At 35.7% G+C, this 24,330-nt stretch carries 31 protein-coding genes; 6 read left to right on the top strand and 25 right to left on the bottom strand.

Annotation, left to right across the window (positions count from 1 at the left end; translation table 11 throughout):
- Window position 1: 1 nt before the first annotated feature.
- The 4 genes from BLR54_RS11250 to BLR54_RS15170 form a co-directional block, all read right to left on the bottom strand.
- The gene (locus tag BLR54_RS11250; protein WP_090421103.1) at window positions 2-925 is read right to left on the bottom strand and encodes a hypothetical protein; all 924 of its coding nucleotides are present in this window, start codon (window positions 923-925) and stop codon (window positions 2-4) included.
- 156 nt (window positions 926-1,081) lie between these two features.
- On the bottom strand, window positions 1,082-1,804 hold the full coding sequence (locus BLR54_RS11245; protein WP_090421100.1) for an LppM family (lipo)protein: 723 nt from the start codon (window positions 1,802-1,804) through the stop codon (window positions 1,082-1,084).
- Between the two features lie 155 nt (window positions 1,805-1,959).
- On the bottom strand, window positions 1,960-2,910 hold the full coding sequence (locus BLR54_RS11240) for a hypothetical protein (protein WP_090421097.1): 951 nt from the start codon (window positions 2,908-2,910) through the stop codon (window positions 1,960-1,962).
- A gap of 90 nt (window positions 2,911-3,000) precedes the next feature.
- Entirely contained in the window at window positions 3,001-3,123 is a 123-nt protein-coding gene (locus BLR54_RS15170) for a hypothetical protein (RefSeq protein ID WP_255396699.1), read from the bottom strand.
- A gap of 145 nt (window positions 3,124-3,268) precedes the next feature.
- Between BLR54_RS15170 and BLR54_RS11235 the strand changes: the two genes are divergently transcribed.
- The 3 genes from BLR54_RS11235 to BLR54_RS11225 all read left to right on the top strand — a co-directional run bounded on the left by BLR54_RS11235 (window position 3,269) and on the right by BLR54_RS11225 (window position 5,457).
- Window positions 3,269-3,727, top strand: a complete 459-nt coding sequence (locus BLR54_RS11235; protein WP_090421095.1) for a helix-turn-helix domain-containing protein — start codon at window positions 3,269-3,271, stop codon at window positions 3,725-3,727.
- An 84-nt stretch (window positions 3,728-3,811) separates the two neighbouring features.
- The gene (locus BLR54_RS11230; RefSeq protein WP_090421094.1) at window positions 3,812-4,342 is read left to right on the top strand and encodes a hypothetical protein; all 531 of its coding nucleotides are present in this window, start codon (window positions 3,812-3,814) and stop codon (window positions 4,340-4,342) included.
- A gap of 287 nt (window positions 4,343-4,629) precedes the next feature.
- The gene (locus BLR54_RS11225; RefSeq protein ID WP_143008435.1) at window positions 4,630-5,457 is read left to right on the top strand and encodes a hypothetical protein; all 828 of its coding nucleotides are present in this window, start codon (window positions 4,630-4,632) and stop codon (window positions 5,455-5,457) included.
- Between the two features lie 320 nt (window positions 5,458-5,777).
- Here the strand turns inward: BLR54_RS11225 and BLR54_RS11220 are convergent, their stop codons facing one another.
- The 15 genes from BLR54_RS11220 to BLR54_RS11160 all read right to left on the bottom strand — a co-directional run bounded on the left by BLR54_RS11220 (window position 5,778) and on the right by BLR54_RS11160 (window position 18,281).
- On the bottom strand, window positions 5,778-7,016 hold the full coding sequence (locus BLR54_RS11220; RefSeq protein WP_090421092.1) for a tyrosine-type recombinase/integrase: 1,239 nt from the start codon (window positions 7,014-7,016) through the stop codon (window positions 5,778-5,780).
- A 44-nt stretch (window positions 7,017-7,060) separates the two neighbouring features.
- Window positions 7,061-7,237, bottom strand: a complete 177-nt coding sequence (locus BLR54_RS14995; RefSeq protein WP_176761932.1) for a hypothetical protein — start codon at window positions 7,235-7,237, stop codon at window positions 7,061-7,063.
- Between the two features lie 73 nt (window positions 7,238-7,310).
- On the bottom strand, window positions 7,311-7,502 hold the full coding sequence (locus BLR54_RS11215; protein WP_176761931.1) for a DUF6462 family protein: 192 nt from the start codon (window positions 7,500-7,502) through the stop codon (window positions 7,311-7,313).
- A gap of 9 nt (window positions 7,503-7,511) precedes the next feature.
- Window positions 7,512-8,075, bottom strand: coding sequence for a hypothetical protein (locus tag BLR54_RS11210; protein WP_090421090.1), 564 nt, complete (start codon window positions 8,073-8,075; stop codon window positions 7,512-7,514).
- A 458-nt stretch (window positions 8,076-8,533) separates the two neighbouring features.
- Window positions 8,534-8,857 (bottom strand): helix-turn-helix domain-containing protein, encoded by a 324-nt coding sequence (locus BLR54_RS11205; RefSeq protein WP_090421087.1) that lies wholly within the window; start codon window positions 8,855-8,857, stop codon window positions 8,534-8,536.
- Window positions 8,858-9,441: 584 nt separating this feature from the next.
- The gene (locus tag BLR54_RS11200) at window positions 9,442-9,660 is read right to left on the bottom strand and encodes a helix-turn-helix transcriptional regulator (protein ID WP_207645284.1); all 219 of its coding nucleotides are present in this window, start codon (window positions 9,658-9,660) and stop codon (window positions 9,442-9,444) included.
- Window positions 9,661-9,675: 15 nt separating this feature from the next.
- Window positions 9,676-10,071 carry a hypothetical protein gene (locus tag BLR54_RS11195; protein WP_090421083.1) on the bottom strand — a complete coding sequence of 132 codons (396 nt, stop codon included), beginning with the start codon at window positions 10,069-10,071 and terminating at the stop codon, window positions 9,676-9,678.
- 22 nt (window positions 10,072-10,093) lie between these two features.
- A complete protein-coding gene (locus BLR54_RS14990) occupies window positions 10,094-10,258 on the bottom strand; it encodes a hypothetical protein (RefSeq protein WP_176761930.1) in 165 nt (54 codons plus the stop codon).
- A gap of 4 nt (window positions 10,259-10,262) precedes the next feature.
- A complete protein-coding gene (locus BLR54_RS11190; RefSeq protein ID WP_090421080.1) occupies window positions 10,263-11,408 on the bottom strand; it encodes a hypothetical protein in 1,146 nt (381 codons plus the stop codon).
- Window positions 11,409-11,537: 129 nt separating this feature from the next.
- Window positions 11,538-13,808 (bottom strand): DGQHR domain-containing protein, encoded by a 2,271-nt coding sequence (locus BLR54_RS11185; protein WP_090421078.1) that lies wholly within the window; start codon window positions 13,806-13,808, stop codon window positions 11,538-11,540.
- A 45-nt stretch (window positions 13,809-13,853) separates the two neighbouring features.
- On the bottom strand, window positions 13,854-14,726 hold the full coding sequence (locus BLR54_RS11180) for a type II restriction endonuclease (RefSeq protein WP_090421075.1): 873 nt from the start codon (window positions 14,724-14,726) through the stop codon (window positions 13,854-13,856).
- Window positions 14,719-15,495 (bottom strand): DNA-methyltransferase, encoded by a 777-nt coding sequence (locus BLR54_RS11175; RefSeq protein ID WP_090421072.1) that lies wholly within the window; start codon window positions 15,493-15,495, stop codon window positions 14,719-14,721. The genes BLR54_RS11180 and BLR54_RS11175 overlap by 8 nt, the downstream gene beginning before the upstream one ends.
- Window positions 15,485-16,315: a DNA adenine methylase gene (locus tag BLR54_RS11170; protein ID WP_090421069.1), complete on the bottom strand. Its 831-nt coding sequence runs from the start codon at window positions 16,313-16,315 to the stop codon at window positions 15,485-15,487. The genes BLR54_RS11175 and BLR54_RS11170 overlap by 11 nt, the downstream gene beginning before the upstream one ends.
- Before the next feature lie 223 nt (window positions 16,316-16,538).
- Window positions 16,539-17,531, bottom strand: coding sequence for a helix-turn-helix transcriptional regulator (locus tag BLR54_RS11165; protein WP_090421066.1), 993 nt, complete (start codon window positions 17,529-17,531; stop codon window positions 16,539-16,541).
- A 66-nt stretch (window positions 17,532-17,597) separates the two neighbouring features.
- Window positions 17,598-18,281, bottom strand: a complete 684-nt coding sequence (locus BLR54_RS11160) for a TRM11 family SAM-dependent methyltransferase (RefSeq protein WP_330388202.1) — start codon at window positions 18,279-18,281, stop codon at window positions 17,598-17,600.
- A gap of 200 nt (window positions 18,282-18,481) precedes the next feature.
- Between BLR54_RS11160 and BLR54_RS11155 the strand changes: the two genes are divergently transcribed.
- Genes BLR54_RS11155 through BLR54_RS11145 form a run of 3 tightly spaced genes read left to right on the top strand, consistent with a single transcriptional unit; the run spans window position 18,482 to window position 19,790 of the window.
- Window positions 18,482-18,721 carry a helix-turn-helix domain-containing protein gene (locus tag BLR54_RS11155; protein ID WP_090421061.1) on the top strand — a complete coding sequence of 80 codons (240 nt, stop codon included), beginning with the start codon at window positions 18,482-18,484 and terminating at the stop codon, window positions 18,719-18,721.
- A gap of 1 nt (window position 18,722) precedes the next feature.
- A complete protein-coding gene (locus BLR54_RS11150; protein ID WP_090421058.1) occupies window positions 18,723-19,244 on the top strand; it encodes a PD-(D/E)XK nuclease superfamily protein in 522 nt (173 codons plus the stop codon).
- 15 nt (window positions 19,245-19,259) lie between these two features.
- A complete protein-coding gene (locus tag BLR54_RS11145; protein WP_090421055.1) occupies window positions 19,260-19,790 on the top strand; it encodes a DNA adenine methylase in 531 nt (176 codons plus the stop codon).
- A 44-nt stretch (window positions 19,791-19,834) separates the two neighbouring features.
- Here BLR54_RS11145 and BLR54_RS11140 read toward each other — a convergent pair whose 3' ends face one another.
- The 6 genes from BLR54_RS11140 to BLR54_RS11115 all read right to left on the bottom strand — a co-directional run bounded on the left by BLR54_RS11140 (window position 19,835) and on the right by BLR54_RS11115 (window position 24,330).
- The gene (locus BLR54_RS11140; protein WP_090421052.1) at window positions 19,835-20,239 is read right to left on the bottom strand and encodes a single-stranded DNA-binding protein; all 405 of its coding nucleotides are present in this window, start codon (window positions 20,237-20,239) and stop codon (window positions 19,835-19,837) included.
- A 159-nt stretch (window positions 20,240-20,398) separates the two neighbouring features.
- On the bottom strand, window positions 20,399-21,562 hold the full coding sequence (locus BLR54_RS11135; protein ID WP_090421049.1) for a relaxase/mobilization nuclease domain-containing protein: 1,164 nt from the start codon (window positions 21,560-21,562) through the stop codon (window positions 20,399-20,401).
- A 16-nt stretch (window positions 21,563-21,578) separates the two neighbouring features.
- Window positions 21,579-21,917 carry a plasmid mobilization protein gene (locus tag BLR54_RS11130; RefSeq protein ID WP_090421046.1) on the bottom strand — a complete coding sequence of 113 codons (339 nt, stop codon included), beginning with the start codon at window positions 21,915-21,917 and terminating at the stop codon, window positions 21,579-21,581.
- Entirely contained in the window at window positions 21,892-22,623 is a 732-nt protein-coding gene (locus BLR54_RS11125; protein ID WP_176761929.1) for a DUF4366 domain-containing protein, read from the bottom strand. Before BLR54_RS11125 ends, BLR54_RS11130 begins: the two co-directional genes overlap by 26 nt.
- Window positions 22,610-22,906, bottom strand: coding sequence for a DUF4315 family protein (locus tag BLR54_RS11120; protein ID WP_090421040.1), 297 nt, complete (start codon window positions 22,904-22,906; stop codon window positions 22,610-22,612). The genes BLR54_RS11125 and BLR54_RS11120 overlap by 14 nt, the downstream gene beginning before the upstream one ends.
- An 8-nt stretch (window positions 22,907-22,914) precedes the next feature.
- Window positions 22,915-24,330: a C40 family peptidase gene (locus BLR54_RS11115; protein WP_090421037.1), complete on the bottom strand. Its 1,416-nt coding sequence runs from the start codon at window positions 24,328-24,330 to the stop codon at window positions 22,915-22,917.

Genomic DNA, 24,330 nt, shown 5'->3' with positions numbered 1-24,330 from the left:
ATTAATTCTCTGCCGCGAACTGGCCTTCACCCCAATATACTGGGTCACCTGGAGTATCCATCAGAGCATAAATCTTTGATGTTATCTCATTAGCTCCATCCCAATCACCATTATCTGCAAGCTTACCTGATTCAGATTTAAATTTAATGCTTGCTAAGATTGGCTTGTTCTCCTGTTCAATAAACAATTTTCCATTGTAGAAAATATCTTCAAAAGTGTCTTGTGAATATTCAGAACCTGTAGTCTTATTAAATTTCTCTCTAACTCCAGAGGTGATATCCTCATCTCCTGAGCCAGCAACGCCTTCATCAAAGAACTTGTCCAGGCTTCCATCCTCTTTAATCTCAATTAAAGTGATGTTATAGTCTACACCATCTGCATAGCTATATGCCAATCCTCTAGACTCAATCATCATTACGTCCTTTTTGTCTGAAAGGCTTAGACCTGAAAAAAGGATTGTCAAATCGTCACTAATTGGGATAAACTCCTCAATATTAATGCTACTTACAATCTCAACCTTACCCTCTGCTGAAACGTCCCAAGAGTTAATGTTTAGATTGTTGTTTCCGCTAGCATACTCAACAGTAACAAGGTTGTTGTTATCATTTGCGTACTGCCAATAAAGCACTCCATCCTCTGTCTCTACAGTAGAACAAATGCCATTATCCTTATCAAGTCCAGCATATACCTTGAAGTTTTTTCCGCCGATTTTGTTCAGGCCATCGGTGTAATCCTTAAAGGCTGCTGCCTTATCATCTGCTGATAACTCATCTGTTGATTCTGTTTCAGCTTCTGGAGTTTCGCTCTGTGTTGTATTCTCAACAACAGGACTCTCAGGCTCCTGCTCAGCCTCCTTTCCTCCACAGGCAACCATACCTGCTGCAAGAGAAGAAATGATAAATAATGTTAATATTTTCTTTTTCATAGTGTTCTCCTTTATTGCGATTGATTTTGTTTTCACTCAATCTTACATAATACATATACATCATATGTCATATTGAGTCTTTTTTAAAGTTTGAAAAAGCACTTATACCTACCAGCCGATAGATATAAGTGCATTTTGTGTCAACGTGGTTTTAAATTACTCTACAGTAGCTTCTACTGTTTCAACAGGCTGTGTGTTCTTCTTTTTCTTGAATACGATTGTAAGAACAACTGCTGTAACTACAGCCATAGCAGCAACAACTGCAACGATAATCATTGGGTTGAATAAGCTGAACTCAACCTGAACGCTAGTATCAGACATATTTAAAAGATCCCATGTAAGAGTCTTTCCATCCTTAGATACTGATGTTGCGTTGCTTGAAATAGCCTTCTTAGGAAGTGTTAACTGGAACTTCATGTATCCGCCTGAGTTGCTAATAGCTGCACCAGACTGAGCAATTGAAGCTCTATCTTCGTCATCTAAAATTTCCCAGTCGATAGTGTATTTGTTACCCTTCTTAGTAACAGTAATATCACCCATAGGTGTTCCGTCGATGTTCTTCTCGATTTCATCTAAAGATACACCTGTTAATGTAGCAGAATATCCTTTATAGTTGTCCTCTGAGTACTTCTCAACAGCCCAACCTTTATCTTCTAACTGCTTCATATCTTCAGACTTTGAATCGCTTGAATCCTCGTCTGAATCCTCATCAGAATCACTGTCTGAACCACCTGATGTCTGTGTGGCATAAACTAAGGAAATATCAGCATTTCCCTTGCTGTCTACCTTCATGTCTGCATTCATGCGTACACATCCGCTAAGCATACTCATTACAACAAGCATGATAAGTGCCACATTAAGTCTCTTAAGTTTTTTCATTAATATTATCCTCCATTTAAATGCTAAACCTTTAAAATTATAATAATTACCAACATAAATATCAAGGATATTATTACAAATATTTGCATTTGTGTTACGTAACTGTCACAAATCTCTTGATTTAGCTAAAAGGATAATCTCTTACACAGTGCTTTTTATCTATTTTCAAGCTTTTCTTCAACCTGATTAATTAATGCGCCTGTGCTGTGAATAGCGCGCTCTACGTTTCCATTTGTTGGGTTATAAACTGCATCTCTGATGTTGAGCATTCTATCGCCTGTCTCGAAGGTTGTAAGAATCTTTGCTCTAAGAACTGTATCAAGCTCGTGTGTCTGAACATATTCGATGTATTCGCAAAGAGTGTTGAAATCACCTCTACTGCTGATAATTGCACCCCATGCTGCTGCAAGGAATAATACTGGTACTAAAAGAATTAATGCCACAATGCTCTTTGTAGCTAAAAATGCAAGAACTAAAACTGCTGAAACGCCATACCATACCCATCCTAAGATGTAGCCCTTAACCTCAGTCTTAACTGTTCTAAGAAGGAATTTCTTTCCGTCCTGTACGAAGTATGTAATCAAATCATTGATCATATCATCGTCACCTTCTTCATAGATACCAAGCTGGTATGTAACAATAAGCTTTGCTGTATTGTCATGAGCTCTTCTAACTATTTTCTTATATGTAGCTGCCACATACTGTAATACTGGTACATGCTCCATCAATTCGCCGATTTCCATTGCGCCTCTTGTGAGTCCGTAAAGGATTTCACCACAGCTTCTACTCTGTGCCTTAAACTTTCTGTAGCCATACTTCTTATATCTTTCAAGACCTTCTTTTATTGGGTCGTTTGAAATTTCTTTTCCAACAAGTGCTCTACTAGACATGATATCAGCTACAATCGAGTACTTACCAGCTCTGGCACCTACAAGGAATAATAAAATAAATCCTAAAAACAGCCCCATAACAATAAGTGGTGAATTACCTGTGTTGCAAATAATTGCATAAGCTATTCCATATGGAATAAATAGTGCAAATCCAACGATTCCCCTAATAAAACACCCCCTGTTTATTTCCTTCGCAAGTCTTTTTCTTTCATTCATATACATTTCCTCCTTTGGTTACTCTCCCCTTTTATGTTATTTTGTATAACACTTCTTTCAGTATAAAGTATTTCTTTTTAAATTTAAATATTAAGATATTATTACATGCTTTATTATTGTTCTGTCCTCTAAGCCAACTCTCTTTGCAAAATCCTTGTGCTTATTTATCAGGTTAACCATACCAATAACTTCCATTCTCTCTTTCAGAGTCATTTTTCTCACCTCCTGGGATATATTTCCTTTGTTCATAGCCTTATTTTATTATCTGTGGCACATCTCCAACACCACAAGTTTAGGGAATAATTCTTCTTTTTCTCCCAATTTTTGGTAAAATAGTTTTTGTTTGGAGGTAATTTAAATGGATCATTCTACTCTGGAAGCAATTAGAAAAGAAAAAGGATTTTCACGTGATGATGTTGCTGATTTAACAAATGATGTCATCTCGTCAAAACGCCTTGAACATATAGAAAAGGGAGAAACTGTACTTAATCCCAGTGATTTGATTGTTCTTTCTGAAATCTACGATAAGCCAGAATTATGCTTAAATTATTGTTCTAGCTGCTGTGCCATAGGAAAGAACACTATACCTATGTATGAATTCAATCTTACACAGTCTAAGGATTTACCTATTATTACTCTTGAACTTTTAGATACTCTTAATTCACTTGTAGCACAAAAGGATCGAATCATTAGTATCGCTGCTGATGGTGAAATAACTGAAGATGAAAAATCTGACTTTCAGTCATTCAACGATGGCCTTGAAAAAATGGAGCTTGTTATTAAGTCCCTGAAACTTTGGGCACAGAAGAACTCTTAAGAAATCTAAAGTATGTTTGACAGGTTAATTTTGTAATGATATATATATGCTACATCGTGTATTACGGTTAGGAGGAATAATTACATGAAAAAAAGAATGTTAGTTTTAATGATGACAATGGCCATGAGTGCATCAATTATTGGATGTGGCGCAAACTCAGTAAGCGAATCTGAAGTATCAAACCTGAATGAAAATACAACTACTGAAAACTCAACTGATGCAGACAGCACAGCAACAGACAATAAAGCTGAAGATAATAGTGCTTCTTCTCAGGAATCTTCTTCTATTGAAGGAATTTGGGGTTCAAATTCTATATCAGGAGAAAATGAGAACTTCCCTGCTACATACTATGTACAGTTCACCGATTCAACAGTTGATTATGGTCATATGACAGATGATGGAAATTTTGAGATTGAAAACTCTTATAAGATTTCTTCAATTACAGAGATTTCTTCTGGTATATATCGAGTACAGGCAGAAACTGAGGACGGACATCATTTCACTTACCAGACTAACGAAGATGACAACACCATCATGGACTACTTCTCAACATGGGAAGAAAGCGAATTCGATGACAACTATAGTGCAAGCGAATCACTTAGTAAATGCCAATAGTATTTATGACTTTCTGTTTTTCTGATGAAAAACAAAAACCTATATTTAGCTGTATACTTATCAAAAAGTACAATAAAATTTTAGGCGCTCTGCATTATACAGAGCGCCTTTTATTAATCAAAAAAGCTCTCTCTAACTTTCCATAGAAAGTGCCTTAGTTGAGTATGATATAGATTTAAAACTAGGTGTTACTATAGTTCGAAAGTATTTATTTTGGGGATAAGCTGTATTATTATATATCACTGTAATTATAAATTTGACTTAATGTAGGACTAAAAGGAGAATGAATGATGTATCGAAATAAATTGATACTTTTGCTTGTAACAAGCACTCTTATAACTGCTTGTGGTATGAAACAAATCACTGATGTATCTGATGATAATGAAAATGAGAAGGTAGAAGTACAATCTGAGGTTGTTGAGAAAGAAGTTGAAGAGGAAAATGCCGGTCAGAAGGAGGAAATGTACGCTGCATACAGAGAAATACTTACCAATTTTCTTGAGAGCTCTGAATTATTAGATATAGGAGTTACGGAGCCAGAAATTGAGACTATTAAGAAAGATTCTTTGTTTGCAGTTTTTGACCAGGATGGCGATGGTTACGATGAGCTTGCTTTTAGATATGATGATGGTGTTATAGCCGGAATGCAGGAACATGTTTATGATTATGACTTTGAAAAACACACTGCATATTTAAAATTCTCGGGCTTTTATGGATTAGATTATTATGAAAATGGCGCTATTGCAGATGGTATTTCCCACGGAAACTTTAAAGCAGGTGATTTTTGGCCATATACTTTATATGTAATTAATAAAGATACCAACAAATATGAGGAAAAAGGGTTTGTCGATGCATATTGTGTTGATTTTTATGAGTCTGAGAAAGAATTTATGACAGAAGAAGATGCATTTCCTTTTGATGTAGATAAAGATGGAAATGGGTATGTGTATTATATAGATAAAAATGATGGTTCTGATGAGGACAGAGAAACGCCTTTGGACGATGATGAATATCAGGCTTGGCTTACAAGCTTCACAGATGGAACAAAGATTATAGAACCTGATTTTTACCATATTACTGAGGAATATATCTCAAATATTGGTAAAAAGAATTAAAAGATAATGTTAAAAAAGCACTTTCTAAGGAACACTTAGAGAGTGCTTTTTTTTAATTCCCCCCAAAAAAGAGCCAGGCTCTTTCGAACCTGACTCTGAATAATCATAAGCACTGATTAATCCTGTACGTATGGCATAAGTGCAAGGTGGCTCGCGCCCTCTTTATTGTACAGAATTATCGGTAATACTCAGAAATTATGGTCATATCTAATAATAAACGCGTCAGCTCAGTCAAAACTATAAGGCATTATAAAGTATTAAATATTTGTCGTCAAGTTTGTCCCTTGAGCTTTCGATTTGTCAAAAGAGCTGAGCCCTTTCTAAAAATCCTTCCACTTTGCAGATAAATTCTGCATTGATTCCTTCTTCTTTTCATCGGTACATTCAGCGTATACTTCCATGGTTGTTTTGATATTCTTATGTCCCATTACACTCTGAATGACCTTAAGGTTAGTCTCGTTTTCACAGAACCTTGTACAAAAGGTGTGCCTCAAATAGTGGCATGAGAAATTCGGTAATAATAGCGGGTCACGTTTCTGACGCGATGCATCCACAGATTCCTTCATATTATAAGCTTCAACTATTCTCTTTATAGCAGCATTGATATTCTGCTGAGAAAGAATGTTACCAACCTCATTCTTAAATATGAAGCCGGACATACCTTCTATCTCTGTCTTATTGAAGCCAGTTTCACACTGCTCTTTGTACACTCTATCAAATGCTTCATAGACTTGATCCAACATTGGGATTGTTCTAATACCTGCATCTGTCTTTGGAAGTGAGACTATAACTTTTTCCTTCTTATTATATCTACTCTTCTTAGCACGGACAAGGGCGTGATTTATACTAATCATACGATTCTCCATGTCGATATCCTGCCAACGTAATCCTATAAACTCACCGCATCGACAACCTGTACCTAACAATACTGTGAATACTGGAACCCAATGATCAAAAATCGGATGCCCATCAATGAAATCCATGAATGCTTTCTGCTGTGGAATTGTAAGAGCATTTCTTACACCTTTGTTTTTCCAAAACTCTGCTGAAAATTCTCGATACGCATCATCACAAGGATTCTTCCTAATTATGTCATCCCTCACTGCCATATCAAATGTTGGATGTAAACAACAATGAATAGTTCCAACCGTATTAGGCTTTATGTTGTCCTCTTCAATTAATCTCTGATAGAATTGCTTAACATCTGAGTACTTGATATCTCCTATCAATCGCTCGCCAAACCCTTTTCTCACATGAGCATTATACATAAGCTCATAGTTTGTCCTAGTAGTGATTCGAAGATTTGTCTTTACTGCCATGTATCTGTCAAAAGCTTGATTAACAGTAACATGTCCTCTCACATAATTATCAATTCCATCCAGCTGATCACGTTTTATCTCATCTTCTCGCTCACGAAGTCGAAGAAGATTCACAGAATAGATAGTTCGTCTTTTCTTCCTAGCATCAAGATATGTGTACATGTATCGTCCTTCCTTTGGACGATAGTGCTCACCTTCTCTAAGCGTTCTTCCTTTATTATCCTTTCTGGCCTTTGCCATGAATCCGCCTCCTTCTTTAATAAGAAAGAAGCTCTCTACGCAAACTATTTTGAATATAGATTCTCTAAGCCTTCCAAAATAACCTGCGTCTTAGTTAATTGTCTTTTTTGGGAATAAGCTTCAAGTCTAGAATATTGCTCCTCTGTTAATCGAAGCCCAACTATTCTTTTCTTTGGTTCGTCAGATTTTGGACGACCACCTTTGTTTTTTACTTCACTCAAAACTCATTCCTCCTACAAAATCTATTATAGTTTTTGTTTAACAATAACTCAAGAACTTCTTTCTATATAATAATCAAGCTAATCTAAAACCTTCCAAATAAGCTTCAAACACCTCTACATTTACAAGACAAAGCTTATCCAGCTTATAAACAGCGCCTGCATCATGGGCCATTCTTTCAAACTTCTTCTGGCACATACTATATAAATCTGCACCTTCCTTATATCTTACAAACTTCTTATTGGTATTCTTTATTTCCTCTGGCATTGTTCCCTCCTAATTTACATAGCTTAATGATGCGAAGCTAACCACATTTTTCTTGAGTTTTCTCTTAATGTTATATATCTTACATTTTGCTGAATCATATTGGATATTCAGTTCATCAGCTAAATCATTTAAATCTTTATTGCCTGATAAATAAGTTTGAAGAATTGTCATTTCCTCTTCTGCTAATAAATGCATTTGACTATTGAATAACTTATAATCTCGTCTCATTCTCCTTAACACAGCTGCGTCTCTCATAAATTGTTCTTCATGATCCGTATCCTCAAGTACACCACCCTCAAAATCGCAATTAATAATGGCATCTCTAAGAGATACATTTCTGATAGCTTTATTGGCAGTTGGGTCACTATGTCCGAAACCTCCTCCTACTCTCACGCCTAAATCTCCACGTTCTTCTCTACGATTAAAATCCTGCTCCTCTTCAATCATGTAGATTAAACCTTCTGTATAACTCTCAACAATTCCCATAAAGCTAGCGTAATTCCTACAGATGTAATCAACCCTCTTTTCAACTGTTAATTCTGCATATTTTCTTAATACATTTGCCGAAGCCATCGCTATTCCTCCTTAGAATCTGAATGTCTCGGCCAAACCGGTCTGTCCTGTTGACTTCTCTATAATACCCAGTAATACCTTGTGGTTCGATGTGCGAAGCGACAACAAAAGGTTGTCGCTATGCCATCATTTCATTTTGGCTAGCGGTACTATTTTATTACCGCTAGCTTAATTATGAGATTATCCTATTAGTTCAACAACAAACCTGAGAATATTAAGTAATGTATTAATTGCATTCGAATGCTCCTGAATATAATCAAGAGCTTCCTTCATTCGCTTTCTCATTCAGCTAGCCTCCATTCTGGAATAGATTTTTGGATAATTCATTGACTCCAAAGGTTCCTAAATGAAATATGGTTTTGGTTTTCGCCAACCAAGCTCGGCTCAAACCAAAAAACTTATCTCTACTCTAAAATGAATAAAAAACTGAAATTTCAGCACAAAATGAAATCTTTTCGCTATCTTTCTATTTGGAACAATATTCTTATCTGCTCTAGCGCCACCTTCTGCAGTTCTGGTGACAACTGCTGCAACAATATCACAGCCCGATTAATAGTCTCATTTGTTTCTACATCCCCATTTAATAAGTAATCAACTGTAGTCTCTAGTGCGATAGCCATCCCAGCTAATATATCAGCTCCAGGCATTCTTCTATTTGTCTCATATGATGAGATAGTTGCCTTGCTTTCCAAGAAAAGTAACTCTGCCAACTTCTCCTGACTCAATCCCTTCCTCTTTCTTAATTCTTTTACTCTATCTCCAAATGTATTTACTGTATTCAAAAAATCCTCTCTTCCCGGCTTATAACCAGGAAAAGAGGATTCTCTCTTCTACATTATTCTATTGTAGGCACACGGGAAGCCCCAGCTTTCGCTGGTTATTTTCCCATGCGTCCCTAGGATTGCATTACTGCCTCCTTATATCATGGAGCCTTAATTCAATTATATAGTTACTGTCGCGTGGTTATAAATAGAACTTAAACTCACTATCTATTCTTTCAAGAATCATCGATTCCGTATAATTTCTTAAAGTTGATACTTTTCTACATACACGACACTTCAATGTGAAATTTGGTAATACCGGGGCTGATGGATTACCACTTACATTGTAGGTCAGTCCTATAGATTTCTTGCACTTTTTGCAATGAAACTTAACTTCTTGCATGTTTCATAACACCCTCCTTTGAACTGAAATGACTAGTTCGTACCGCTAAAAGGAAAAGGGAATCACCTTCCGCATGTACATTTACCCTTTTATTCACTCCCTTAGAAAACAAGAACAATTGTTTGTTTTCATGGTTAAATTATAGGCTAGGACAGGTGTGTATTACAAGTCCATTATAGGTTACTTGTGACATTTATCGTACTTAATCACAAGTATTGTATAAGTCCTCAAACCCCACTTCTAGATATGCTAAAAGCCTTTTTACTGTGCTAATTCTTGGATCAGAACCACACTCTGATTCCATCGCTATAATAGTTTTTCGACTAACACCAATAGCGTTAGCAAGTTGTTGTTGTGATATACCTGCTTTCTCTCTAATTTCTCTTAGATTTGAATGATAATGCTCCATTTCCTCTCCCATTAGTTCTTTAGCTTATTATTCTATCTCTCCAGTACACTTATAAATTATATAATCTAAATGATCTTCAACTACGTTTATGTATTCCTCTGGCAATTCAGCTATCACGCTTTCAAGCCTTTTTAATTTTTGCCTCAACGGTACTCGTTTCGTTTCTTCGTTATGTGCGTCTTTTGATAAAGTTCTTGTCCATTGCCCGTTTTTTATCTCAAAAACCAACTCTTTTTCATATCCACATTCAGGGCAATATTCTTTTAAGTCTAAATAGCAGTTTTCGTTAGCCTTAGTCACATAATCTCCTACGTGATACTCTTGATATGATAGTCCAAACTCCTTTGTTTTAAAGCAATACTCTACTTCTTTGTGGCAATTAGGGCATATATCCTTTACATATAATGAATCATAAACTCCCATTTTTAATTCCTCCTACTTCTTACTACTTCTTATCAAGTTCTATTAAATTATGCTCTTCTGGCTTCGTCTTTCCGCTTTCATATTCCGCAATAATCTTTTTTAGATGTTCAATATTCGTCTCTGAATAGAACGAATCTTTCGTAGCATTCTCATCTGTTATTTTTCTTGTATTTTTTTCCTTACTCATTTTTTTACTTCCTTCCTAAAAATCTCTTAACTCTATCAATAAACCTGTAATACCAATGTGTTCTTCTTTCTTCTTCAATGGCAATAATACGAGCCTCTTCTTCAGCCTTAACCTTCTTTCGCTCTTCGCCTTCAAGATGCTTTTTCCATGTATAACATTCAATATAATGTAATATATAGGTCATGTTACCATTGCAGTTTTGCTCATGAAATCCATCCGTTATATATCTTTCAGTATCACTTAGCTTTATATAATTATTATGCCAAAGGCTAACGCCATCTCCAACGGCTCTTATCTGCCAGTTATCTTCGATTCCATTTACAGTCATAACACTCATATCTTCCGCATGAAATGTGATTCCCATATCTACCATACGCTCCAATTCAGCGGTTGATACTCTGTATTTTTGGAAAAATCCTGCACATGTAGGAATCTGTTTTGTGTTTGGATAACATCCCATTCGTATCAATAGTTTTCGCTTACATTTTCTGCAGAGAATATAACCATCTGGAACCTCCGAGCTTCCCATAAATTTCTCATCTGGTATTGAATCCAAAACCTCACACTCTTTATCATGAATCTGTCTAGAGCCATCTCGATTACTTGAATAGAAGTATATATTCTTAGGATTATCTAGCTTGCTTTGTCTAGCTCTCTTTGATTCGCTCTCCTTTTGCTGCTCTTGCTTTCGAGTCTTATATTTTATCTTTCCGTGATATGTAATATACGGCTCTCTGTTATAACTACGAAGAACTCTCAAATCAACAATATCCTCTGGTGTCTCTATCCCTCTCTCTGTACAATAATCAGGGTTATTCTCAATCCCAATTGCTATACTTTTCTTTAAATGTCTCCAATGCTTATTAAATGCATCTTCCTTAATATAAACTCGTTTGTTTGTTGGCTCATACAACGCTGGTACAACTTCTATCATTCCTGCAGCATGTGGATCAATCGTTATTAATCCCACCTCTACAGCCTCCTGGCATACTCTTTGATATCCAGGGATTGTACTTCTATTCTTTGTATAAACGATAATTGGGAATTCAAATAGCTCTTCACCCCATGCATAATCATCTATATTTGTAAGGCTATCCTCTACATCTTTAAATAGCTCACCATACAAAATCTGCTGACTCATTGCACACATAACTAAAACTCCACTTTCTATCTACCTAATGATTTTTTTCTAATTATAGGGTACAAAAAAAGGAGTCCTATAAATAGGGCTCCTTATTCTCTTTTATTCTTTAATTCTCTTTATAGCCTATAGTTTCCTTTACAGAGATGTTTTGCATAACGCTGTATAATACTCGTTAATAAACTCATAGTCCAATTTTGTTATTTTTGCTTTTGCCTCTGCTTTTCTTTTCAAGTCCCCTACATGCTTTAACCATTCAACAGTTTTTTTCTTATTAGGCTTGCCATCTTCTATTATTTTAAACTCTTCTTGAAACATTGTAGACCAATTGCTTCCATAAGATATTATATCACTTACCTCTTTATAAGAAATAAAATCCCACTCAGTTACATTTTTACCTTCGACGCCAAGAATACTATTATTGTTTTTTGCTATCGCTGTATTTGCTATAACAGAATTCTTTGTACTTTCAGGCACATACTTATTTAACCAATTTGGCTCTCCCATAAATTTTTGCTTTAAAATTTCAATAATTTTAGTTTCCAACTCCTTAGCTTCATATAAAGCTTCCTCACTGAAATCTTCCAGATAATATTCAATATATTCTTCTAGATCCTGCGTAGTATATTCTGGATATCTGTTATGGAATTCTACTTGCAATTTTCTGCGTGATATATTTTCAGCAGCTGCACCTTTAGCTGTTTTGATTTCATGTATAGCTTCATCACTCAAATTATTGAGAGTAACTCCTAAACAAGTCAATAATTCCTCGCATTCTTTATAGAAACTCCTATCATTTACTACTTCTAAACCTTTTTCTGTCAATTTTATATTAACAATATCATCTATTATTCTAATAATTGCAGACATACAATTATTTATAGCTATATATCCCTGATTACCTTTATCCCATTCCTCCAAGCAATTTTCTTCAATTGTCCTAAGAGATTTTATTAAAAACGGTAATAATAAATCTAGCGTTTTTTTGTTATCTAATTTATCAAACGTACCATACTTCACTACTTCATTATTGATTTTACTCTTATATTTGTTAAAAAAACTTGTTTTTTCAAGTGCTAGTCTTAACGACTCTGATGTTATACATCTTCTATTCGTACTACTATTAGTTCCTGTTACTATTCTGTCATAAAGTGGGGAGTTTTGCGTTGTGCCCAATCTTTCACATAACGCAAGCATAACAGCTTTTGACCTCTCTAAATATGACTCTGAATTCCAAAATATGTTTATATTCAGACTGTTTCTTAAAGTCTTATTTACAGCCTTTTGATTCTCATTAATATCCATAAACATTTTTAGTTGCTCATATTTATCCATGTCAACGAAAGCTACCACCGGTATAGCATTATCTTTACCATGAGTTGAATCTGAATATCCATATAATCTATGTTGTCCATCGATTACAAATGCAGAACTATATGTCTTTGGTAAATGTAGAATTCCAGCACGTGAAAACTTATTTATATTCTCATCTGTCAAAGGCTCGAACAAAAGATCTGCTCCTTTATTATCTATGGAAATAATAATAGAATTGGGAAAATAACCCCCATTATCTACAAATTGCTTTACTTTTGTTAATCTATCTTTTGTTATTAGTCTTTGATAAGTTGGCATTAATGTTTCATTTGCATTATCTCTATGTAAAATATATGCTAATTTTAATAATCTTTCTGGTTCTATAGAAAATGAATAGTATTTTAATCCTCCTCCCATTATACCCTCAATGGCAGGTACCATACTTTCCATATTTTCTATAGTCTTTCCTGCAAATATATTTCCTAGTAACTGATACTTAGCCGCTGGACCGATATAATTGACTAACTTATCATAATAATCAACAACATCCATTTCAAAATTGGATATATCAAATTCTTCCATTCGTATCCTATCGGCATTTCCTATGGAATAATTCTTGGTAGCAAATATATATTTAAATTTTCTACCAGGATATTTGGACGATATTTCTTGTATTATTCCATCTCTTATAGTCGGTATTTCTTTTAGATCTTTATCAAATATATGATTCTTATCATATGTATCACTACACTTACATTCTATAAGCAAACATACTTCATCATCTATTGCAACAATATCTACTTGCTTACTCTGCCTCTTAGAAAATTGAACTTTAAAATCATTTGTTGAATTAAGCGTTGTAAAACCCATTCTATAAAAAATATTCCAGACTTCGTTTTCAAATAGATCTCCAATAGGCTTATTTTTTTCTATCAGAACTTTTCCATTTTTATATTCTTTTGTTATAAACCAACCATCTTGCAAATAATTTTCAACCGAGTCTCTATCCACCTTATTTTTTATAGTCTTATTTTTTCTTTCTTTAGCTGCTTCTTTTAGTTCATCTCCTGATACTAAATACTCCCAGTTTGTCATTTTCTCCTCCCGTTTCCATAATAATATGCTGTCATATATTATTGTTTACATTTCAAACAGTCCATTCTTTCCATAATCAAACAAACTCTTTAATGCTCCATCTTCCATGTCTTTTATGTTAAATAAAGTATCAAGAACACCAAACGTCTCAGATAAATTTTTTCTTGCAGACTTCCATCCGCCTCCATCTGTAACCCAAATAAATTCAACCCCATCGACTTCTTTCATCTTTTGTGCAATTAATTCATAGCTTCTTGATGTCTCATTTAATTTTGAACCACCCGCTGAATAAAAATTGGTTTCAATAACATATATCTTTTCTACTGTTTTAACCACAAAATCCCATCTCTTCGTACTCTTTCCCTCAGCGGATATTGGAGACAAATCCACTCCCCACTTTTCTTCTATCTCTGTTAGGTACATCTCTTTGTAGTACTCTACACCTGCTTTTTCGAGGTATGATTCAACCAAGTCTTCCATTTGATGTCCACCACGATTTTTTCGACCATTACTGTCGAGTCCAACTTCAATACCTAAACAATAATCTACTAAATTGTTTATCAAATGGTTTGAAATCAGGTCAAGCAACCCTGTTTTCTTCATAAATACGATGTACTGCTCTATATCGTAATTCATTTCAATGAAATTATAATTAAATGCTCCATCATCATCCTGCGCATATATTTCAGTTTGTCTAACAGCTAAAAGTGTTGGTATACATTTTATAATCTCTGGATATCTTTCAATCAATTGTCTAATATCATTTTCAATATTTTTAGAACCTATTAGACTATTCATGATATTAAGCTCTACCTTCATAGCCTCTACGTTCTCATATACCTTGTCAAAATCAACATAATAATCATATTGATTTATACTAGGTCTCATTGTCCCTAGCCATTCCTCAAAATTACGCATCTTCTAATCTCCTCTTGGAAATATCTATAAATTCCTGGTTATTATCTATCCCTATATAGAATCTATTTAATTCTTTTGCTACAACACCCGTTGTTGAACTACCGCAAAACGGGTCTAATATCACATCACCTTCCTGTGATGATGCTAAAATTATCTCTTCTAGTAAGTATTTTGGTTTTTGTGTTGGATGCTTTCCATATTCCTTCTCTTTCTTTGGTGTCAACGCCCCAGTCCAAACATCCTTCTGCTGCTTTCCAGCATTTCGTTCTTTCATCAATTGATAATTAAAAAAATGCTTGGCTTTTTTCTCGTTCTTCTTTGCCCATAAAATAGTTTCCGTACTATGGGTAAAACATCTGCAGGCAAGATTAGGTGGAGGATTAGTTTTCTGCCATGTAATGTTATTTATTATTTTAAATCCTTCCTGTTCTAAAGCTGTACCTATTGAATAAATGTTATGCAGTGTCCCACTTACCCATATTGTTCCATTCGGCTTCAGGACCCTTTTACATGCTTTCAACCATTTCCTGTTAAATTTATGCTTTTCATCAAAGGAATAAGCTTTATCCCAATCCCCCTTATTAACAGAAACCATCTTACCTGCTTGACATGTTATTCCATCATTAGACAAAAAATATGGCGGGTCTGCAAATATCATATCTACTGATTCTGGCTTCAGAGTCTTTAAAACATTAAATGTATCATCCAAGAACAATACTGATGTCTCATCCTCATAATATGGTTTTTTGTTAGAAATATTATATTTCATAGTTAGTAATAATTACTTCTTTTCCTCTTCTCTTTTTAGCATTACTATTAATATTTCTCTTTACATCCATTTGATCAATCTTGAATGACTTGTCGTTGTACAGTTCATACACCAAGTCAACATCATGATTAGAAAGCATACACTTAACACCTTTTGATGCTAATGACTTATATAGTTCGGAAAGTCTAACGTGGTCATCATAGGTAAATCCATCTTTGGTATAATCTGTAAATGACGCCGTCTCGCTAACTGGAATATACGGCGAATCAAAGTACACAAAATCGTTCTCTTTTATTTCATTACATACATCCTCAAAATCTTTACAATAAATCTGAACGTCAGCATCCTGCAAATAATATCCTATGTTCATCAAGTTTGCTTCATCTATAGATTTTCCAGTCTGCTTGTTATTATATGGAACGTTAAAGAGACCTTTATTATTAACTCGATATAAACCGTTAAAACAGTGCTTATTAATCCATATCATGTAGGCTGCACATTCAGCATCTAATTCCTTATTCGCAATCTTTTTGTTATACTCCTCTCTTCGGAGCAAATAGTAATCCTTATCACAAGGCCCTCTATCCAATTTATAAACCTGTCTTATAACTTCTCTTGGATCTGCTTTCAGTTGACGATAAACATTAATTAATTGTTCATTAGTATCATTAATTACTGCCTTCTCCGGTCTCAGATGAAACAAAACTGCGCCTCCTCCAATAAAAGGCTCATAATATGTGTCAAATTTATTAGGTGTTCTTTCCCATATTTTTGTTAAAAGCTGTCTCTTTCCACCAGCCCATTTTACAAATGGTTCCATTTAGTTTCTCCTAGTAATTTTTCTATAATGCCTTACCATGCACCATCATTTATGCAATCTATAAAATATGGACATTTCATACAGCACTGACTGCAGTTCCTTTTTTTGATTCGTTTTTTTCGCTGTAACCAAAATAGTAATCTTTTCATAATAGCTGGTCTCCATATGGTTATAATTTTTTACTGTTATTAGATTACTAAATTAGGTGTCCAATAAGTCGTCTTTATTTGTAATTATTTAAAAACAATTCTGCTTCTTGCTGCATCTGTTTAACAATATCTCCGGGACCAGTAATCTTCACATCTGCTCCTAATCCAAAAATCCATCCAAAAAAAGCTGAACTTATCGCAACATCTACAGCTATCATACTTCTACCTTCACATGTATTTCGTATATTGATGTCCTTACCAAATCTATCTATAAAAATGCCCACCTTTTCATTAGGGAACTCTATATGTACTCGCCTTATATCTCCCCCAAACATAGAAAAATTCTCTAAAGCATATTCACCCATATCAAGGTCATTGTATATTTCTTTTCCTTCTCGGAGAGTATCTTTAATAGACACCTCCTTCATCTTATCTACGCGATAGTGTTTCATCTTTGTGGTCTCATGATCATAAGCCACCAAATAGTAATACTCATTTGCCCAAGTTAATGCCCATGGACTGACTCTATAACTTGCTCCTGATTTTTTAGGAATAAGTTTTTTATCCAATGTCCACTCACAATACTTGAACTCAATTTGCTTGTTGTTAAATATTGCTGTATGAACCGCATCCACATTATAATAAATACTTTCGTTCATATTCTTGATGCGAGTGTTAATATAGACCTGTCGTTGTAGCTGTTTTCCTTGATATTCACTTACAAAACTCTTTATCTTTGATATAAGAACTTTTGATTTATTTTCTGTTATGAATTTTGATGACTGAATGGCATCAATAAGGAGCTTAACCTCAGCAAGTTCAAATTGACGCTCTCCAACATGATAATATGTCTCGCGCCCCTTCGGAGTTTTAATAACTTCAATACCAAGTTTTTCTGTCATTACAGCAAAATCATCATATAAACTTTTCCTTTCTGCAGTGACACCATAACGCTCTAGCTCATTCATAATCTGCGATAGCGTAAGACTATGTTCATCATCTGTTTTCTCCTGAAGAATTCTGCAAAGATAACTTAGCTTTAGCTTTTGGTTTGCTCCTTTGGACATAGAAAATCCTCCCATATAAATACTGTTTTCAGTATATCACAGGAGGACATTTTAAAGGACATTATTTTACTTTTTTTCGAAAACAAAGATATATTCGTGTGCAAGCAGAAGGAATGATTTACTGATACTTTTCCACTTATTTGTAGAACGACAATTATGTTGCTCTTTTATTATTATTTCTTTTAATGAAAAGCCACTTTCGATAAAACATTGCATCATTTTGAATCCTAACGGTACTACATTTCCATGTCTTCTTATGTCTCCAATCATAACTGCGCATTTTTTTGTTTTTTTTAGTACACGATATGATTCTCTTGCAACATTTTTCATCTCTTCTAAAAAGTCATTCACATCTAAAAGAGATATATCTTTTTCTATTCCTTCGCTATAGCGAATAATATTTGCATAAGGTGGATGCGTGCAAATGAAATCAATTTTCTCATCCTTCATAAAGCTTAAATCAGATGCACTTCCATTTTTTAAAAATATTTTAGAATGGGAATCTACTTGAAAATTAAGATTTTTTTCAGAAATTGAAATAGCTCGTTGATTTATATCAACACCTATAGCATTTCGGTTTAGAAGTTTTGCCTCAACTAATGTTGTTCCACTACCAACAAATTGATCCAAAATCCAATCGCCCTGTTGTGAATATTTTAGAATTAGATTTCTTGGTACATATGGTGACCAGTTACCTCTATACTCCCCTGAATGTGTTGCCCAATTGCCACGGTCTGGAAATGACCAAATTGTTGTCTGCTCTGGGCAAAAGCTGCTCGGTTCTATTTGTATATTATTCCCTCCTTTCTTTTACGTTCATGTTACATAACTTTTTTCTTTTTATCAATAGTATTTTTCTATAACCCACTTTCACAATAAGTGAATTTTAACTGTTAATTATCAATGTAATAATAATTCACAAATAGTGAATATCAAAGGAGATGGTGCCTATGAATTTTGAAAATGAATCAGATTTATATTACACAATTGGTCATAATATAAAACTTTTTCGTGAATCTGCCTCTCTTACACAAGCTCAATTAGCCGATAATGTCAAAATTAGTCTCAGCTATTTATCAAAAATCGAAGCTGCCGGTTGTGAGAAAAGCTTGTCCATTTCTGTTCTTAACCAAATCGCAAACGAGCTAAATGTTGATATTACTGAATTTTTTGTAAGGAGGAAAGAATAATATGCCAAGAAGAATAAATACACATGGTGGCGGAGCACGTACAAATGCTAATGGTTTACACTTTGAACAATCAACAAATCTTGATGATCTACTATTTTCTGCTGGATATGAAGTAGTAAACCACGAAGTTTTCCTGAATGATGCTCTTTTGGGTGTTTCAGTACCAAAACATGCTCTGTACTCCCATTTTTTAAATAACCACGGTATTAATTACAAAGATTATAATTCAAAAAAATGGCTACCTGACGAAGCTTTTATCAACTTTACTAATAACACAGCCTACATAATCGAGAAGAAATTTCAAAATTCATCGGGTTCTGTTGATGAAAAGCTTCCAAATTGTGATTTTAAGAAACGAGAATATCAAAAGTTATTTGACCCATTAGACATCCACGTTGTCTTTATATATTTGTTTAATGACTGGTTTAAGCAGGATATGTATGATGACACCCTAGAATACATCGAAGATTCTGGTTGCAACTTCTTTTTCAACGATCTTCCATTAGATGCAATTGGTTTGTAAACGGGAGGTGTTAATATGTCAAGATATGAAATAACTCATTTTTTCTCTAATTCTGGTTCAAGAAACGAAGTTAGAATGCGGGTAGTTGAATATCTATCAAGAGAAGAACCTGGTCAAGGTCAAGAGTCTTTAGCTTCCAGATATATCTATTACGTTGAACAGCTTAAAGATGGAAATAGAGTTTACCTTCAGAGACCAGCAAATTTACATAATGGATTTGATTTCTTGGTTTGTGTTGAGAATACAAACTATGCTTCCGAGGGTAAAAGAAAACGTAATTATCCAAAACATGATGACTTCAAGTATGATTTAGCTGCCAAAAAATTCGAAAACACACATATGTATTCACGGCTATATGATGTTTTATTCCGTGTATATAACTGCGAAGATGTTCCCGAATCTGATTATTCAGATATTACATTTAACACTGGATTACCTGTAGATCACATCGTAAAAACTATTAAATGGCTATTTATCGAACAAGACATAAGATATTGGAATTACTCCGGTCGTGCTATGACTTGGGGACTTGTTCCTGACAAATAAACGCAGTGGGCTGAAAAGGTTATCTAATCAGCCCACTGCATTTTCTAGTTAAATGGCAACTCCTCATCAATCCCATCCACCACGGGATTGATACCGCCATCATTTGGATCTGGTGTACCCCCTGATGCACCCTTGCTATCAGCAAACTCGTGCTCATCTACAATCACATCTGTGGTGTACACCTTGATTCCATCTTTGTTAGTATAACTGCCAGTCTGAATTCTCCCTATGACAGCAATCTTGTTTCCTTTATGAAGATACTTCTCTGCAAACTCTGCTCCCTTGCCAAATGCCGTGCAATTAATGAAATCTGCAGTATCATCTCCGTCCTTTTTAAAGCGACGCTCAACGGCTAAAGTGTATCTAGCTACCGCCTTATCCTTATTCTCTCCGCCATATCTTACCTCTGGTTCTCTAGTCAATCGTCCAATCAATAATACCTTGTTCATTCTTCTCCTCCTTTGCATTAACGCCCGTCCCGCGGGTCTCTTTTAGGGTCCTTCTAGAGAGTGGCAAGCAAGGCAAACCTGTACAGGTTTTGCAATATGCTTGCTGGGGAAGCTGCCCCAGCCCCCTAGAACAGCTTGTTTCACTCACTGGCTTCGGTATCACCTTTCGGCGTCCCTCTTACCTCTTTCTCGACTTCTTTCTGGCTCCTTCTCCATCGCCAAGAAGTCATCAATATTACGTTTGGCCTTTACATAATCGGCCATATTTTTCTTAGCCAAACGATATTCACCATATAGCTTTTTCTTCTCTGCCAACGCCTCCGCATACTCAGTGCTTAGTTGTTTAACCGTTGGTAGTTTTCCATTCGGCTTCTCCTCAGGAGACATAGCATCAAATGCTTTCTTTGCTGCCTTATGGACTGTAATCTCCTCTCTATTTGCCTCATAGAACTTTTTGCTATATCCGCTCTCACGATATTTCACATAAGTCTCTCTCGTCTTAGCATAATTGATAATGTTCATACGTATAGCGCCAATTCGCTGAAGCTTTGCTTCCTTTTCCTTAATAGCAGAACTTAGCTCATCAAATTTGCTTGAAGCATCATCAGCCTTTTCGCTCAAAGTTTCATAATCACGGATATTGTTATCACGCATAAAAAGGAGTGTCTGAGTTATCTGCTTTGCATTGAAAACCTTAGCCCAACGTTCATAGCCTCCGCCTTTTCCCTCCTTAAGCTTCTTTTGTATATCAACCAGCAAATCAAACTTTCTCTTGACTGGTGCTCCAGGATGGCCTTTATATTTTGGTCTATCCCTATATGGTCTTGGCTTGATAACTGACAGACCATGATTCATACAAATCTCATCAGAAACTCGCTGAACAACTCTGTAACTTCCCAGAAAATTCCTATATTTTCTTGAGCAATTTAAATCCGTACTGTTCCAAACAATATGATTATGGATATGCTCCTTATCTGTATGGGTAGCAACGATAAAAGCGTGATTTCCCTTTGTCAGCTTCTCTGCTAACTCGTAACCAATTTGATTAGCCTCTTGAGCTGTGACCTCCCCCGGCTTAAAGGACTGTCTCAACTGATATGCAATTATATCTCCATGTGGATGCCTGCCTGTCAGCCTATAATATTCCTTCTTCGATAACAGGAATTCCTCTGTAACAGTCTTTGGATCACAAGCATATGAGCTAACATATTCGCCATTCTCAGTCTTCTCATCATTCTTTACATAATCCAATCTAGCCTTTACACATGCTTGAATAGTCTTTCCCTTGTTGATATGCATTGGAATGATTCTCGTTGCTGCCACGACTTCACCTCCTCTTTTAGATTTCTACTAAGCGCCCCAATATCCCCTTCATCATTTGCCATATTTCTTCTTGGCTCTTTTGAAGCTCTTTTATATCCGCCACATAAATGCTTCCAGTCTCATTTGCACGTCTAGCATATTGATTTAGGTTATTCGAATTGATACGAAGGAGGCGAACCGCCTCCCTCATATCTGTCAAATCAAGCTTTATAGTGTATCCATCAATAGCCATCTTTCTCATATATGCTGCCATGCTATTTATGCCAGCCTCCTGCATTTTCTTTTTGATGAGTTCTTCTTCAGACTCATTCACTAGAAAATGAATCTGTCTATTCCTGGTCTCCTTCTTCTCCATCTGCATCCTCCTGAACAAGAGAATCCACAAAATCGTCCTCTACATAATCCAAATCAGGATCAGGTAAGTCTGTCTTTTTTGTCTTCTGCTTTTTATACTTTTTGAAGTAGAAGAAACCTGCTAAAGCACTGATTGTAACAATAAGAATTAATGACATTATTCCATTCAACTTAGAATGTCCAGATTTCTTATTATCGTCATTTTCATCTGTCTTATTTTCATCATCTTGGACAACTTCTTTCTCTTCGATTTCTTCGTCTTCAGCTTCCTTACTTTCCTCGTATATTTCTTTCTCATCATCGTCCATGAGAGCTAGAAGATCTGATTCGTCCACCTGATTGAGAAAGTGAACTGTCTCATTGCCACTGTCATCTCTATCTATGATTATGTAAAAGTAATTGCCACTCTTTGTTGTAACAGTAATGAACTGCTTACCGCCTACTTCGATGCTGCCATAATCATCCACTAACTCCATATTGCCTTCAGGAGTAAGTGAGCCATAATCCTCTTCATCTACTTCTTCAACCTCTACATCATCTTCTGGTTGCTTTTCCTTGCTGGATTCTCTATAGTCCGTGTTACTCTCAACTGTCATAATCTCTGTGTCTTCTATCTCAGCCGTTTCATCGTATTTTGCAAAAGCTGTCATTGGGGTTAGGCCAACCATTAAAGCTGTTCCCACTGCTGCAATTTTAGTAATCTTCATTCTCTTCATCCTCCTCTTTCTCTATATCATCGATATCATCTTCCTTTGCCTCTATCTCTGGCTTTGCAACAACTACATTACCAACCTGCCCCTGCTGCACCAACTGAAGGAACTGTGCCAACTGCTCTGGTGACATATTTAACGCCCCAACATCTGCTAATATCTGAGAGTTCTCGGCGTTCTTAAGCTTTAGCTCTGCTGCCCTAAGCCTTGCCTTATCATCCTCAATTTTCTTTTTAATTCGCTCCACTTCTGCGCGAAGCTTATCCAATCTCTCGTACATTCTTCCTCCTATCTGATTCTTCCATAACAATAAAAATGAGCCCTCCAATAGCTTGTGTCATAGCTTGCATAAGATATTGGTGACCCACAATGAATCATTATTTTATTTTCTGGATCAACCACAATACCTACATGGCTGGCTCCACCCGTAGCATACGTCCCTTTGAAGAAAATCAAATCTCCTGCTTTTACATTTGCTGGTTTTACTCTTGCAGTAGCCTGTTTTAATCCATTAGCCGTTGTTCTTCCTACGTTCCATCCGTTACCACAATGATTAATGACATAACATACAAACCCTGAACAATCAAAACTCTCCTCAGGATTTGAGCCACCCCACACATACGGATATCCTAGGTACTTCTCTGCTTCCTGATGCATCCTTGCAAACTGTTCATCGCTCAAGACATCTGGAGGTACATCATAATCCTCATAGTCGTCAGTAATCATTTCATCTACATAAATGTTATCTCCAAAGATTTCAGGCTTATTCCCTTTCATCTCTGTAAGTATTGAATAGCGTGAGTTTAAATCATCGCTACGTATCATTGCTGACCTAGCAGCCTCTATACCTCCATTAGTAAGAGATACCTTAAGAACATGCCAGTCATAAGGGACTAGCACTGTATAGGAATAACTTTCTGTGCTGGTTTCTCCTTTCGAGTTTGTCACCTCTCTGGTTCCTGTCCTAGTTTCAGTCCTATAACGGGTCTCCGTTATCTCCTGTGTAGTGAACTGATACTGATGGTTGAAAATAGTATTTATTGCTTCAGCAACTTCAGATTGTGTGTAATCCTCATAAAGCACTGTAAGCAAAGCAGCTAGCTCGTATGGATCATGACCTATTCCTGCCACATCATAACGATACTCATCATATCCTGGTTTTGTTATCTCAATAGTGTCTATCTTCTTCTGAAGAGCTTTCTCCTTTTTCTTGTATTTATTATCTACTGCTATGATGTTTCTATCGCTTGCTGTGTATGAGCTTTCAACTGTAAGCGATGTGATACCTCCCATTACTCCAGAGCAGGAAGTAAAGGTTGTTCCAATAAATAGCAGCAGAACTAAGACAATCACGGCAATTAGCGCAATCTTCGGATTGTCTTCCAAAAACTCCTTAAGGCGCTCTTTGATGCTCTCTGCTGCATCACTTCCAGCTTCATCGACAAATCTTTTTGACGGACTGAAACGATTATTAGCTGCCTTTACCTCTTCCTTCTTCTTGGCTGCCTTTATCTGTTCCTGTCTAATCCGCTTTCGTTGAATAGCCTTACTTCTAGTGCTTGATGCAATATCAATAGCTTCATCAACCACCTCCTTATCTGTTCCCTCCTCCTCACCCTGTCCAATGGACTTTTCAGTTAATGTTTTAAGCTTTTGCCCATACTTTGCAGCTGTAGCACTCCTGTCCTTTAGCTTTTCCTTCAT

The sequence above is a fragment of the Pseudobutyrivibrio sp. YE44 genome, from assembly GCF_900104335.1.
Classification (GTDB): Bacteria; Bacillota; Clostridia; order Lachnospirales; family Lachnospiraceae; genus Pseudobutyrivibrio.
The sequence above is the reverse complement of the archived record's forward strand: the minus strand, read 5'-3'. Positions and strand labels throughout refer to the sequence as shown.